This is a genomic window from Pseudomonas sp. FBCC-B35 (genome assembly GCF_059133755.1).
In genome coordinates, this window is sequence record NZ_CP101439.1 from 3,173,337 (window position 1) to 3,185,975 (window position 12,639).

Here is a 12,639-nt window from a genome sequence, read left to right on the forward strand (position 1 = left end):
GATGGGAACCCATACATGAACACAACCAGCAGTACCGCCTATAACTACAAGGTGGTCCGCCAATTCGCCATCATGACGGTGGTGTGGGGAATCGTCGGGATGGGGCTCGGCGTCTTCATCGCCGCCCAGCTTGCCTGGCCTTTCCTGAACCTCGATCTCCCCTGGACCAGCTTCGGCCGCCTGCGCCCACTGCATACCAATGCGGTGATTTTCGCATTTGGCGGCTGTGCGCTGTTCGCCACCTCCTATTATTCGGTGCAACGCACCTGCCAGACCACCCTGTTCGCGCCACGCCTGGCCGCGTTCACCTTCTGGGGCTGGCAACTGGTGATTCTGCTGGCTGCCATCAGCCTGCCGCTGGGTTACACCAGCTCCAAGGAATACGCCGAACTGGAATGGCCGATCGACATCCTGATCACCATCGTGTGGGTGGCGTATGCCGTGGTGTTCTTCGGCACTCTGATCAAACGCAATACCAAGCACATCTATGTGGGCAACTGGTTCTTCGGCGGTTTCATCCTGACCGTGGCGATGCTGCACATCGTCAACAACCTGGAACTGCCTGTCAGCCTGACCAAGTCCTACTCGGTCTACGCCGGGGCCACCGATGCCATGGTGCAGTGGTGGTATGGCCATAACGCCGTGGGCTTCTTCCTGACCGCAGGCTTCCTGGGCATGATGTACTACTACGTGCCCAAACAAGCCGAACGCCCGGTGTATTCCTATCGCTTGTCGATCGTGCACTTCTGGGCACTGATCACTTTGTACATCTGGGCAGGCCCTCACCACCTGCACTACACCGCCCTGCCCGACTGGGCCCAATCGCTGGGCATGGTGATGTCGCTGGTGCTGCTGGCACCGAGCTGGGGCGGCATGATCAACGGCATGATGACCCTGTCCGGCGCCTGGCACAAACTGCGCAGCGATCCCATCCTGCGCTTCTTGGTGGTCTCCCTGGCGTTCTACGGGATGTCCACCTTCGAAGGCCCGATGATGGCCATCAAGACCGTCAACGCCTTGTCCCACTATACCGACTGGACCATTGGCCACGTGCATGCCGGCGCCCTGGGCTGGGTAGCGATGATCTCCATCGGCGCCCTGTACCACACCATCCCCAAGGTCTTCGGCAAGGAGCGCATGTACAGCATCGGGCTGATCAACGCGCATTTCTGGCTGGCCACCATCGGCACCGTGCTCTACATCGCCTCAATGTGGGTCAACGGTATCGCCCAGGGCCTGATGTGGCGCGCAGTCAACAGCGACGGCACGCTCACCTACTCGTTCGTCGAAACCCTGGTGGCCAGCCACCCAGGCTTCGTCGTGCGCTTCGTCGGTGGCGCGATCTTCCTCAGCGGCATGTTCCTGATGGCTTGGAACACCTGGCGCACCGTACGTTCGCCAGCGCTGGATACCGTCCCTGCGAACGCCCAGCTGGCTTGAGGAGACCTGCCTGATGAAACATGAAGTCATCGAGAAAAACGTCGGCCTGCTGGCCTTGCTGATGGTCTTCGCCGTCAGCATCGGCGGCCTTACCCAGATCGTCCCGTTGTTCTTCCAGGACGTGACCAATACGCCGGTCGAGGGCATGAAGCCCTACACCGCGCTGCAACTCGAAGGCCGTGACATCTACATCCGCGAAGGCTGCGTAGGCTGCCACTCGCAGATGATCCGCCCGTTCCGCGCCGAAACCGAGCGCTACGGTCATTATTCGGTTGCCGGCGAAAGCGTGTGGGACCACCCGTTCCTGTGGGGCTCCAAGCGCACCGGGCCAGACCTGGCCCGAGTCGGCGGGCGCTACTCGGACGACTGGCACCGCGCGCACCTGTATAACCCGCGCAACGTGGTGCCGGAGTCGAAGATGCCGTCGTATCCGTGGCTGGTGGCCGACCAGGTCGACAACAGCCACACCGACACCAAGATGCGCGTGCTGCGCACCCTGGGCGTGCCTTACACCGACGAAGACATTGCCGGCGCGCGCGAGGCGGTGAAGAACAAAACCGAAATGGACGCCCTGGTCGCCTACCTGCAGGTGCTGGGCACCTCGATCAAGAACAAGAGGTGAATGCGATGGAAATGGACATCGGCATGATCCGCGGCCTGGGCACCCTGGTGGTGTTGATCGCCTTCATCGGCCTGAGCCTGTGGGTATTCAACCGGCGCCGCGACCAGGACTTCGCCGAAGCGCGCCTGCTGCCCTTCGTCGACGACCGCCTGCCTCCTGTCGAGCAGGCACCTGAAACCCGTGCAGCTGCGAGGAGCAAAGCACAATGACCGCCTTCTGGAGTACCTACATCAGCGTACTGACCATCGGCAGCCTGATCGGCCTGACCTGGCTGTTGCTCGGCACCCGCAAAGGGCAGAGCAACAGCACGACCGACCAGACCATGGGGCACAGCTTCGATGGCATCGAGGAATACGACAACCCGCTGCCCAAGTGGTGGTTCTGGTTGTTCGTCGGCACCTTGGTCTTCAGCGCTGGCTACCTTGTGCTGTATCCGGGCCTCGGTAACTGGAAAGGCATCCTGCCCGGTTATGAAGATGGCTGGACCGGTGTCAATGAATGGCAGAAGGAGATGGACAAGGCCGATGCCAAGTTCGGCCCGATCTTCGCCAAGTACGCCGCCATGCCGGTGGAAGAAGTAGCCAAGGATCCGCAAGCACTGAAGATGGGCAGCCGCCTGTTTGCCTCCAACTGCTCGGTTTGCCATGGTTCCGATGCCAAGGGCGCCTATGGCTTTCCCAACCTGACCGACCACGACTGGCGCTGGGGCGGTGAGCCTGAAACGATCAAGGCGTCGATCATGAACGGCCGTCACGGCGTGATGCCGGCCTGGGCCGAGGTGATCGGTGAACAGGGCGTATCGGATGTGGCGGCGTTCGTGCTGACCAACCTCGATGGGCGCAAGCTGCCCGAAGGCGTCAAGGCCGACCCGGTCAAGGGCAAAGCGCTGTTCGCGAGCAACTGCGTGGCCTGCCACGGGCCTGAGGGCAAGGGCACCCCTGCCATGGGTGCGCCGGACCTGACCCATCCGCAGGCGTTCATCTATGGATCGAGCTTCGCCCAGTTGCAACAGACCATTCGTTATGGTCGCCAGGGCCAGATGCCCGCGCAGGCTGAGATCCAGGGCAATGACAAAGTGCACTTGCTGGCGGCCTACGTCTACAGCCTCTCCCAGGGCGACGCAGCCCAAGGCGTGACGGTCAAGTAACCCGCTCTTCGTCTTCTTCCCCGCCCCACAGCGCCGCTCTAGCGGCGCTTTTCATTTGTGAGCGTCCAGCACCCCAGCCGCTTGCGCATCCCACGCCCCCTCAATGCACGTTCTCGCGATGCCTTGAGGCCCACTTTCTGACCGTCCGAAAAAGCCTGACCGTTCGATCAGAAAAAACCGAGAAACGGTACACATTACAAATATTTATTTGTGTACAATCCATGACATCCCCCGTTCACTGCGTGCCACTGTCGAACAGGGCTGGACACGGGTCGGCGTACCAAAGTTGCGTTGCGGTAACCCAGGGGGTTTCCGATACTGATGCCGATTTCGACCAACAAGAACATAAAACCGTGGAACCTGAGAATGAGCACTGCAATCAGTTCGACTGCTTATAACTACAAGGTCGTCCGCCAGTTCGCCATCATGACGGTGGTCTGGGGGATCATCGGCATGGGCCTGGGCGTCTTCATCGCCTCGCAGCTCGTGTGGCCTGAGCTCAACCTGGACCTGCCCTGGACCAGCTTCGGCCGCCTGCGCCCACTGCACACCAACCTGGTGATCTTCGCCTTTGGCGGCTGTGCACTGTTCGGCACCAGCTACTACGTGGTGCAGCGCACCTGCCAGGCCAGGCTGATCTCCGATCGCCTGGCGGCCTTCACCTTCTGGGGTTGGCAGGCCGTGATCGTCGGCGCCCTGGTCACGTTGCCCATGGGCTACACCACCACCAAGGAATACGCCGAACTGGAATGGCCGTTGGCAATTCTGCTGACCATTGTCTGGGTCGCCTACGGCGCGGTGTTCTTCGGCACCATCGTCAAGCGCAAGACCAAGCACATCTATGTCGGCAACTGGTTCTATGGGGCTTTCATCGTGGTCACTGCGATGCTGCACATCGTCAACCACATTTCGTTGCCGGTCAGCCTGTTCAAGTCGTACTCGGCCTATTCGGGCGCGACCGATGCCATGATCCAGTGGTGGTACGGCCACAACGCCGTCGGTTTCTTCCTGACCACGGGCTTCCTGGGCATGATGTACTACTTCGTGCCCAAGCAGGCCGAGCGGCCGATCTATTCGTACCGCCTGTCCATCGTGCATTTCTGGGCGCTGATCACCCTGTACATCTGGGCCGGCCCGCACCACCTGCACTACACCGCCCTCCCCGACTGGGCGCAGTCGCTGGGCATGGTGATGTCGATCATCCTGCTGGCCCCAAGCTGGGGTGGCATGATCAACGGCATGATGACCCTCTCCGGTGCCTGGCACAAACTGCGCACCGACCCGATCTTGCGCTTTCTGGTGGTGTCGCTGGCCTTCTACGGCATGTCCACCTTCGAAGGGCCGATGATGGCCATCAAGACGGTGAACTCGCTGTCGCACTACACCGACTGGACCATCGGCCATGTGCATGCCGGGGCCCTGGGCTGGGTCGCGATGATCTCCATCGGCGCCGTGTACCACATGATCCCGCGCCTGTACGGGCGTGAGCAGATGCACAGCATCGGCCTGATCAATGCCCACTTCTGGCTGGCGACCATCGGCACCGTGTTGTACATCGCCTCGATGTGGGTCAACGGCATCACCCAAGGCCTGATGTGGCGCGCCGTCAACGACGACGGCACCCTTACCTACTCGTTCGTCGAAGCCCTGCAGGCCAGCCATCCGGGCTACATCGTTCGCGCGCTGGGCGGCGCGTTCTTCGCCAGCGGCATGTTGCTGATGGCCTATAACGTGTTGCGCACCGTGCGCGCGGCCAACCCGGTGGAGGCTGAAGAAGCCGCCAAGATCGCTGTCGTGGGAGCGCACTGATGAAGCACGAAGCCGTAGAGAAGAACATCGGCCTGCTGGCCTTCTTCATGGTGATCGCCGTCAGCATCGGCGGGCTCACCCAGATCGTCCCGTTGTTCTTCCAGGACGTGACCAATCAGCCGGTCGAAGGCATGAAACCGCGCACCGCACTGGAGTTGGAAGGCCGGGACATCTACATCCGCGAAGGGTGCGTGGGTTGTCATTCGCAGATGATCCGCCCATTCCGGGCAGAGACCGAGCGCTACGGCCATTACTCGGTCGCCGGCGAAAGCGTCTGGGACCACCCGTTCCTGTGGGGTTCGAAGCGCACCGGCCCGGACCTGGCCCGGGTCGGTGGGCGCTATTCCGATGACTGGCACCGCGCCCACCTGTACAACCCGCGCAACGTGGTGCCGGAATCGAAGATGCCGGCCTACCCATGGCTGGTGGAAAACACCCTCGATGGCAAGGACACCGCCCGCAAGCTCCAGGTGCTGCGCACCCTCGGGGTGCCCTACACCGATGCCGACATCGCCGGCGCTCGGGATGCGGTCAAGGGCAAGACCGAAATGGACGCCCTGGTGGCGTACCTGCAAGGCCTTGGCACCCTCATCAAGAGCAAACGGTGACGGCGATGGATATCGGAATGATTCGCGGCCTGGGCACCGTGGTGGTGCTGGTGGCCTTCATCGGCCTGGCGCTGTGGGTGTTCAGCCCGCGGCGCAAGAAAGACTTCGACGAAGCGACCCAACTCCCCTTTGCCGATGACCCCCAGGCCCGCCAACACGTCGAGCACGCACAAGAAAAGGCATCCGGGAGCAAAAAACAATGACAACGTTCTGGAGTGTGTACGTCACCGTTCTGACCCTGGGCACCATCCTCGCCCTGACCTGGCTGCTGCTGTCTACCCGCAAGGGTCAACGCGAGGAGACCACCAGCGAAACCGTCGGCCATGCGTTCGACGGTATCGAGGAGTACGACAACCCGCTGCCCAAGTGGTGGTTCTGGCTGTTCGTCGGCACCATTGTCTTCGCCCTGGGCTACCTGGCCCTGTACCCGGGCCTGGGCAACTGGAAAGGCATCCTGCCCGGCTACGCTTACCTGGATAACGACAAGCAGGCCGAGTTCTCGGACGGCCAGGCCGGCTGGAGCGGTGTACACGAATGGGAGAAGGAAATGGCCAAGGCCGACGCCCGGTTCGGGCCGATCTTCGCCAAGTTCGCGGCCATGCCCATCGAAGAGGTGGCCAAGGACCCACAAGCGCTGAAGATGGGCGGTCGCCTGTTCGCCTCCAACTGCTCGGTATGTCACGGTTCCGATGCCAAGGGTGCCTACGGTTTCCCCAACCTGACCGACAACGACTGGCGCTGGGGCGGCGAGCCGGAAACCATAAAAGCCTCGATCATGAACGGGCGCCACGGGGTCATGCCGGCGTGGGCAGAGGTGCTGGGCGAACAGGGCGTGGCCGATGTGGCCGCCTTCGTGCTCACCAACCTGGACGGTCGCCGTCTGCCGGAGGGCATCAATGCCGATCCGGCCAAGGGCAAGGTGATCTTCGCCAGCAGCTGCGTGGCCTGCCACGGGCCGGAGGGTAAGGGCACCCCGGCCATGGGCGCTCCGAATCTCACGCACCCCCAGGCGTTCATCTATGGGTCGAGCTTTGCACAGTTGCAGCAGACCATCCGCTACGGCCGCCAGGGGCAGATGCCGGCCCAGGCACAGTTGCAGGGCAACGACCGGGTGCATTTGCTGGCTGCTTATGTGTACAGCCTTTCGCACTCGCCGGAGGCAGGCGAGAAAGCCGAGTGAGGAAGTTTGGGGGTGGGCTGCTGGCAGCCAGGCCAGACGTAAGCCCAGCAACCGGGTGCGTAACCCGGTTGCGCTGACCCGCTGCGCAACCGGGTTGTTCCAACAGGCGGGCAACAAATGCGTCACCGGCTGACCTGGATCAATTGACACTTCCCATATCACGTTTCACAAGATCAACCCAATGCGGCCAAAGGTCGCACCTCGGTCTGAACGTCTGCCAGGGGCGTATCATGGCCGCGCAGCGCTAGGCTCTGTGTGAAGAGTCTTGAGACGAAGGTCAGGCAAGGCGAAAACAGCCGAGGAAGCGGAGTTTACATGTTGTAAATGAGCATTCCGACCGGGCTGGCGATCCAGGCTGTTTTCAACGCAGCATCACCGAGTATCAAGGCTTTTCACACAGGGCCTAGCAGATTGCGCGAGACTGCGGCCGGCATGCACTGGCCGCGGCATTTCTCCACTGCCGTGGGACATGATGATGAGCAAGCATATACCGGTACATGATGTAACCCCGCCTGCCAAGACAGGAAAGGATTCCGTCGACCTCTACGCCTCGCGCGAAAAAATCTACACACGTGCCTTCACCGGCCTGTTCAGGCGCTTGCGCATGGTAGGTGGTGCGGTCTTGTTCTTGCTGTACTTCGGTACCGTCTGGCTGAACTGGGGCGGGCACCAGGCCGTGTGGTGGAACCTGCCAGAGCGCAAGTTCTACATCTTCGGCGCGACCATCTGGCCCCAGGACTTCATCCTGCTGTCGGGCATTCTGATCGTGGCGGCCTTCGGCCTGTTCTTCATCACCGTGTTCGCAGGCCGGGTCTGGTGCGGCTATACCTGCCCGCAAAGCGTGTGGACGTGGATCTACATGTGGTGCGAGAAGGTCACCGAAGGTGATCGCAATCAGCGAATGAAGTTGGACAAGGCGCCCATGAGCGCCAACAAGTTCGCCCGCAAGTTCGCCAAGCACAGCCTGTGGCTGCTGATCGGCTTCGTCACCGGCATGACCTTCGTCGGCTATTTCGCCCCCATCCGCGAGCTGGTGGTCGAGTTCTTCACGGGCCAGGCAGACGGCTGGGCCTACTTCTGGGTCGGTTTCTTCACCCTGGCCACCTATGGCAACGCCGGCTGGTTGCGCGAGCAGGTGTGCGTGTACATGTGCCCCTACGCGCGCTTCCAGAGCGTGATGTTCGACAAGGACACACTGATCGTGTCCTACGACCCGCGCCGTGGCGAGACCCGTGGGCCGCGTAAAAAAGACGTGGACTACAAGGCCAAGGGCCTGGGCGATTGCGTCGACTGCACCCTGTGCGTGCAGGTGTGCCCCACGGGCATCGACATCCGCGATGGTCTGCAGATCGAGTGCATCGGCTGCGCCGCGTGCATCGACGCCTGCGACAGCATCATGGACAAGATGCACTACCCCAGAGGGCTGATCAGCTATACCACCGAGCACAACCTGTCCGGGCAGAAGACCCACCTGCTGCGCCCTCGCCTGATCGGCTACGCCGTGGTGCTGCTGGTCATGATCATCGCCCTGGCCAGCGCCTTTGCCACCCGCTCGCTGGTAGGCCTGGACGTGAGCAAGGACCGCGTCCTGTACCGGGAGAATGCGCAGGGGCGCATCGAAAACGTGTATAGCCTCAAGGTCATGAACAAGGACCAGCGCGACCACGTCTACGTGCTCGATGCCACCGGCCTGCCCGACCTGATGCTCGATGGCCAACGGGAAATCCGCGTGGCCGCCGGCGACATCGTCAGCCTGCCCGTGCAACTGTCGGTGGCCCCGGAAAAACTGCCCTCGACCACCAACGAAATCACCTTCATCCTCAAGAGCGCCGATGACAGCGACGCCCAGGTTGAAGCCAAGAGCCGTTTCATCGGCCCGCAGATTCGCTAAGAAGGATGAACACCATGCCTGCCACCGCCGCCAGCCCCTGGTACAAGCACCTCTGGCCCTGGATCATCATCGGCATCCTGACCACCTCGGTGTGCCTGAGCCTGACCATGGTCAGCATCGCCGTGCGCAACCCGGACAATCTGGTGAACGACAACTACTACGAGGCCGGCAAGGGCATCAACCGCTCCCTGGACAGGGAGCTGCTGGCTCAGCAACTGGCGCTCAAGGCCAGCGTCCACCTGGACGACCTGACCGGTGAGGTAGATGTGCGCCTGACCGGTAGCAGTGACCCGCAGACGCTGGAGCTGAACCTTATCTCCCCTACCCAGCCGGCCATGGACCGCCGGGTGCTGCTGAGCCGTGTCGAGCAGGGGCGCTATGTCGGCCAGCTGGAAGACAAGGTCAATGGCCGGCGCTTCGTCGAGCTGCTGGGCAGCGAAGGCGATCAGGTGTGGCGCCTGTTCGAAGAAGAGAAGGTCGAGCATGGCGTGACCCTGGAGTTGGGTGACGAGGCGCTACAAGGCGCTCAACACCTTTGATCGCGCTCGCGATCGACTTGTGCAAGGCAATGATGCGATGACCCAACCCATCCTCTGCTACCACTGCGCACTGCCCGTTCCCGCCAGTCGCGGGTTCACCGCCGTGGTCCTGGGGCAGCCCCGAGCCTTCTGCTGCCCAGGCTGCCAGGCTGTGGCCGAGTCGATCGTGGCCGGGGGCCTCGAGCACTACTACCAGCACCGCAGCGACAACAGCGCCAACCCGCAAGCCCTGCCCCGGCAGTTGCAAGACGAGTTGGCGCTGTACGACCGCAGCGATGTGCAGCAGCGATTCGTGCGGCACGAGGGCGAACTGGCCGAAACCACGCTGCTGGTCGAGGGCGTCAGTTGCGCCGCCTGCGGCTGGCTGATCGACAAGCACCTGCGCAACCTGCCGGGGGTGGCCGAGGCGCGCTTGAACCTGTCCAATCATCGGCTGCTGCTGAGCTGGGATGATCGGCAATTGCCGCTGTCGCAGGTGCTGGCGGCGCTGCGCCGGATTGGCTACGCCGCCCACCCCTATCAGCCGGACCAGGCGGCCGAGCAGTTGAACCGGGAAAACCGCAGTGCGTTGCGCAGGCTGGGGGTCGCAGGATTGCTGTGGTTCCAGGCGATGATGGCAACCATGGCCACCTGGCCGGAATTCAACATGGACCTGTCCGCCGAGCTGCACACTATCCTGCGCTGGGTGGCCCTGTTCCTCACCATTCCCATCGTCTTCTACAGCTGCGCGCCCTTTTTCAAGGGCGCAGCGCGTGACCTGCGCACCCGCCACCTGACCATGGACCTGTCCGTCTCGCTGGCCATCGCCCTGGCGTTCGGTGCCGGGATCTGGACGGCTGTCACCGGTAGCGGCGAGCTGTATTTCGACACTGTCGGCATGTTCGCCCTGTTCCTCCTGACCGGGCGCTACCTGGAACGGCGCGCCCGCGAACGCACGGCCGCCGCGACTGCGCAACTGGTCAACCTGTTGCCGGCATCCTGTCTGCGTGTCGATGCCCAGGGCCGCAGCGAGCGCATCCTGCTCAGTGAACTGCGTTGCGGGGACAGCGTGCAGGTGCTGCCGGGGTCGGTGATCCCGGCTGACGGTCGCATCGTGCAAGGGCGCTCGAGTGTCGATGAGTCGCTGCTGACCGGCGAATACCTGCCCCAACCTCGCCAGGAGGGTGATCGGGTCACAGGTGGCACGCTGAACGTGGAAAGCGCCCTGCAGGTGCAGGTGCAAGCCCTGGGCCAGGATTCGCGGTTGTCTGCCATCGTCCGCTTGCTCGAACGTGCCCAGACCGAAAAGCCACGCCTGGCCCAGATTGCCGACCGCGCCTCCCAGGTGTTCCTGTTGTGCTCACTGCTCGCGGCCGCCGCGATTGGCGTGTGGTGGTGGCAGATGGAGCCGCAACGGGCGTTCTGGATTGTGCTCGCCATGCTGGTTGCGACTTGCCCCTGCGCGCTGTCGCTGGCCACCCCGACCGCGTTGACGGCGGCGACAGGCACGTTGCACAAGCTGGGCCTGCTGGTTACACGCGGTCATGTGCTGGAGGGCCTGAATCAGATCGACACGGTGATTTTCGACAAGACCGGCACGCTGACCGAAGGGCGCCTGACCTTGCGCAGCATCAGGCCGCTGGGCCATGCGACGGCCGACACTTGCCTGGCCTGGGCCGCGGCCCTGGAAAACCGCTCCGAGCATCCCATCGCACGGGCCTTCGGCCAAGTGGCCACGCCGGCCGATGGTGTGCTGGCCGTGCCCGGGCTGGGCCTTGAGGGTGAGGTTGAAGGCCAACGCCTGCGCATCGGCCAGGCAAGCTTCGTCTGCGCCTTGAGCGGCACCCCGCCGCCGGCGATACCCGAGCCACGGGGACAGTGGCTGCTGCTGGGCGACCGCCGCGGGCCGCTGGCCTGGTTCGGGCTGGACGATCGCCTGCGTGAAGACGCCCCTGCCCTGCTCGCGGCCTGCAAGGCGTTTGGCTGGCGTACGCTGCTGTTGTCCGGAGACAGCTCGCCGATGGTCGGCGAGGTGGCCGCGCAACTGGGCATCGACGAGGCCGCCGGCGGCCTTAGGCCCGATGACAAGCTAGCGCGGCTCAAGGCCCTGCAAGAGGCCGGGCACAAGGTGCTGATGCTGGGGGACGGGGTCAATGACGTGCCGGTGCTGGCGGCGGCAGACATCAGCATCGCCATGGGCAGTGCCACTGACCTGGCCAAGACCTGCGCCGACGCGGTGCTGCTTTCCAACCGGCTTCAGGCGCTGGTGCAGACGGCCTCGCTGGCGCGGCGCACGCGGCGCATCATCATCGAGAACCTGCTGTGGGCCAGCCTGTACAATGGCCTCATGTTACCGTTCGCGGCCCTTGGCTGGATCACCCCGGTGTGGGCAGCGGTCGGCATGTCGGTCAGTTCACTGGTGGTAGTGCTCAACGCCCTGCGCCTGACCCGAATGCCTGCTGCGGCGCCTGCCCTGGCCGCGTCAGCACCTACCCCTGCGAGGAACCTGCCATGCCCGCCCTCTATGTGATGATTCCCGCAGCGCTGCTGCTGGTCGGCGTGGCCGTCTACATCTTCTTCTGGGCGGTGGACAGCGGCCAGTACGACGACCTGGAAAGCCCCGCTCACAGCATTCTCTTCGACGATCAGGATCCCCGTCACCAAGCCGCCGTCACGCCCGAACAAACGCCTGATAACCCTTCCGAGCCCCCGGATCGTGGCTGACTTGCTACCCCTACTGGGCTCCGCGCTGGTGCTCGGCCTGCTCGGAGGCGGTCACTGCATGGGCATGTGCGGCGGCCTGATGGGCGCCCTGACTCTGGCCATACCCCCGGCGCAGCGCGGCCGTCGATTGCGGCTGCTGGTGGCTTACAACGTCGGGCGTGTGCTCAGCTACACGGCCGCGGGCCTGATGCTCGGCATGGCGGGCTGGGCGGTGGCCAACAGCCCTGCCGTGCTTGTTTTGCGCATCATGGCCGCCTTGCTGCTGATCGCCATGGGCCTGTACCTGGCCGGTTGGTGGAGCGGACTGACCCGCATCGAAGCCATGGGTCGCGGGCTGTGGCGGCACATCCAGCCGGTGGCGTCACGCCTGCTTCCGGTCTCGAGCCTGCCTCGGGCACTGCTGCTGGGCGCCTTGTGGGGCTGGCTGCCGTGCGGATTGGTGTACAGCACCTTGCTGTGGGCCGCCAGCCAAGGCAATGCATTGCACAGTGCAGCCCTGATGGCGGCATTCGGGCTCGGGACCTGGCCCGTGCTGCTGGCCACCGGGTTGGCGGCCGAGCGGGTAAACAGGTTGTTGAGACAACGCAGCGTGCGGGTGGCCGGCGGCATGCTCGTGGTGCTGTTCGGCGTATGGACACTGCCCGGCCCTCATCAACACTGGCTGATGGGCCACTGAGGCGAGCCAGGCGGCGCAGCGTAT

Annotated in this window: 13 protein-coding genes; all 13 read left to right on the forward strand. The window is 63.5% G+C overall.

Annotation, left to right across the window (positions count from 1 at the left end; all coding sequences use genetic code 11):
• Positions 1-15 precede the first annotated feature (15 nt).
• Positions 16-1,440, forward strand: coding sequence for a cytochrome-c oxidase, cbb3-type subunit I (gene ccoN / locus NMB38_RS14300; RefSeq protein ID WP_027916026.1), 1,425 nt, complete (start codon positions 16-18; stop codon positions 1,438-1,440).
• Positions 1,441-1,453: 13 nt separating this feature from the next.
• Entirely contained in the window at positions 1,454-2,062 is a 609-nt protein-coding gene (gene ccoO, locus NMB38_RS14305) for a cytochrome-c oxidase, cbb3-type subunit II (protein WP_023535920.1), read from the forward strand.
• 5 nt (positions 2,063-2,067) lie between these two features.
• Complete coding sequence (locus NMB38_RS14310; protein ID WP_027916025.1) at positions 2,068-2,271, forward strand: cbb3-type cytochrome oxidase subunit 3; 204 nt, start codon at positions 2,068-2,070, stop codon at positions 2,269-2,271.
• Positions 2,268-3,209: a cytochrome-c oxidase, cbb3-type subunit III gene (ccoP, locus tag NMB38_RS14315; RefSeq protein ID WP_027916024.1), complete on the forward strand. Its 942-nt coding sequence runs from the start codon at positions 2,268-2,270 to the stop codon at positions 3,207-3,209. The genes NMB38_RS14310 and ccoP (NMB38_RS14315) overlap by 4 nt, the downstream gene beginning before the upstream one ends.
• 366 nt (positions 3,210-3,575) lie before the next feature.
• Positions 3,576-5,018: a cytochrome-c oxidase, cbb3-type subunit I gene (ccoN, locus tag NMB38_RS14320; RefSeq protein ID WP_027916023.1), complete on the forward strand. Its 1,443-nt coding sequence runs from the start codon at positions 3,576-3,578 to the stop codon at positions 5,016-5,018.
• A complete protein-coding gene (gene ccoO, locus NMB38_RS14325; protein WP_023535925.1) occupies positions 5,018-5,626 on the forward strand; it encodes a cytochrome-c oxidase, cbb3-type subunit II in 609 nt (202 codons plus the stop codon). The genes ccoN (NMB38_RS14320) and ccoO (NMB38_RS14325) overlap by 1 nt, the downstream gene beginning before the upstream one ends.
• Before the next feature lie 5 nt (positions 5,627-5,631).
• A complete protein-coding gene (locus NMB38_RS14330; RefSeq protein WP_023535942.1) occupies positions 5,632-5,829 on the forward strand; it encodes a CcoQ/FixQ family Cbb3-type cytochrome c oxidase assembly chaperone in 198 nt (65 codons plus the stop codon).
• Positions 5,826-6,806 carry a cytochrome-c oxidase, cbb3-type subunit III gene (gene ccoP, locus NMB38_RS14335; protein WP_027916022.1) on the forward strand — a complete coding sequence of 327 codons (981 nt, stop codon included), beginning with the start codon at positions 5,826-5,828 and terminating at the stop codon, positions 6,804-6,806. The genes NMB38_RS14330 and ccoP (NMB38_RS14335) overlap by 4 nt, the downstream gene beginning before the upstream one ends.
• Before the next feature lie 475 nt (positions 6,807-7,281).
• Complete coding sequence (ccoG, locus tag NMB38_RS14340; RefSeq protein WP_027916021.1) at positions 7,282-8,697, forward strand: cytochrome c oxidase accessory protein CcoG; 1,416 nt, start codon at positions 7,282-7,284, stop codon at positions 8,695-8,697.
• Between the two features lie 14 nt (positions 8,698-8,711).
• Positions 8,712-9,236: a FixH family protein gene (locus tag NMB38_RS14345; RefSeq protein WP_027916020.1), complete on the forward strand. Its 525-nt coding sequence runs from the start codon at positions 8,712-8,714 to the stop codon at positions 9,234-9,236.
• A 37-nt stretch (positions 9,237-9,273) separates the two neighbouring features.
• A complete protein-coding gene (locus NMB38_RS14350; protein WP_027916019.1) occupies positions 9,274-11,745 on the forward strand; it encodes a heavy metal translocating P-type ATPase in 2,472 nt (823 codons plus the stop codon).
• Positions 11,727-11,939: a cbb3-type cytochrome oxidase assembly protein CcoS gene (gene ccoS / locus NMB38_RS14355; protein WP_027916018.1), complete on the forward strand. Its 213-nt coding sequence runs from the start codon at positions 11,727-11,729 to the stop codon at positions 11,937-11,939. Before NMB38_RS14350 ends, ccoS begins: the two co-directional genes overlap by 19 nt.
• Positions 11,932-12,615 carry a sulfite exporter TauE/SafE family protein gene (locus NMB38_RS14360; RefSeq protein ID WP_027916017.1) on the forward strand — a complete coding sequence of 228 codons (684 nt, stop codon included), beginning with the start codon at positions 11,932-11,934 and terminating at the stop codon, positions 12,613-12,615. Before ccoS ends, NMB38_RS14360 begins: the two co-directional genes overlap by 8 nt.
• The last annotated feature ends 24 nt before the right edge of the window (positions 12,616-12,639 follow it).

Coding starts and splice junctions, on each gene's coding strand:
- NMB38_RS14345 (WP_027916020.1), top strand. CDS start 8,712: ATGCCTGCCACCGCCGCCAGCCCCTGGTACAAGCACCTCTGGCCCTGG.
- NMB38_RS14310 (WP_027916025.1), top strand. CDS start 2,068: ATGGAAATGGACATCGGCATGATCCGCGGCCTGGGCACCCTGGTGGTG.
- ccoG (WP_027916021.1), top strand. CDS start 7,282: ATGAGCAAGCATATACCGGTACATGATGTAACCCCGCCTGCCAAGACA.
- ccoN (WP_027916026.1), top strand. CDS start 16: ATGAACACAACCAGCAGTACCGCCTATAACTACAAGGTGGTCCGCCAA.
- NMB38_RS14330 (WP_023535942.1), top strand. CDS start 5,632: ATGGATATCGGAATGATTCGCGGCCTGGGCACCGTGGTGGTGCTGGTG.
- ccoP (WP_027916022.1), top strand. CDS start 5,826: ATGACAACGTTCTGGAGTGTGTACGTCACCGTTCTGACCCTGGGCACC.
- ccoN (WP_027916023.1), top strand. CDS start 3,576: ATGAGCACTGCAATCAGTTCGACTGCTTATAACTACAAGGTCGTCCGC.
- ccoS (WP_027916018.1), top strand. CDS start 11,727: ATGCCCGCCCTCTATGTGATGATTCCCGCAGCGCTGCTGCTGGTCGGC.
- NMB38_RS14350 (WP_027916019.1), top strand. CDS start 9,274: ATGACCCAACCCATCCTCTGCTACCACTGCGCACTGCCCGTTCCCGCC.
- ccoO (WP_023535920.1), top strand. CDS start 1,454: ATGAAACATGAAGTCATCGAGAAAAACGTCGGCCTGCTGGCCTTGCTG.
- ccoO (WP_023535925.1), top strand. CDS start 5,018: ATGAAGCACGAAGCCGTAGAGAAGAACATCGGCCTGCTGGCCTTCTTC.
- ccoP (WP_027916024.1), top strand. CDS start 2,268: ATGACCGCCTTCTGGAGTACCTACATCAGCGTACTGACCATCGGCAGC.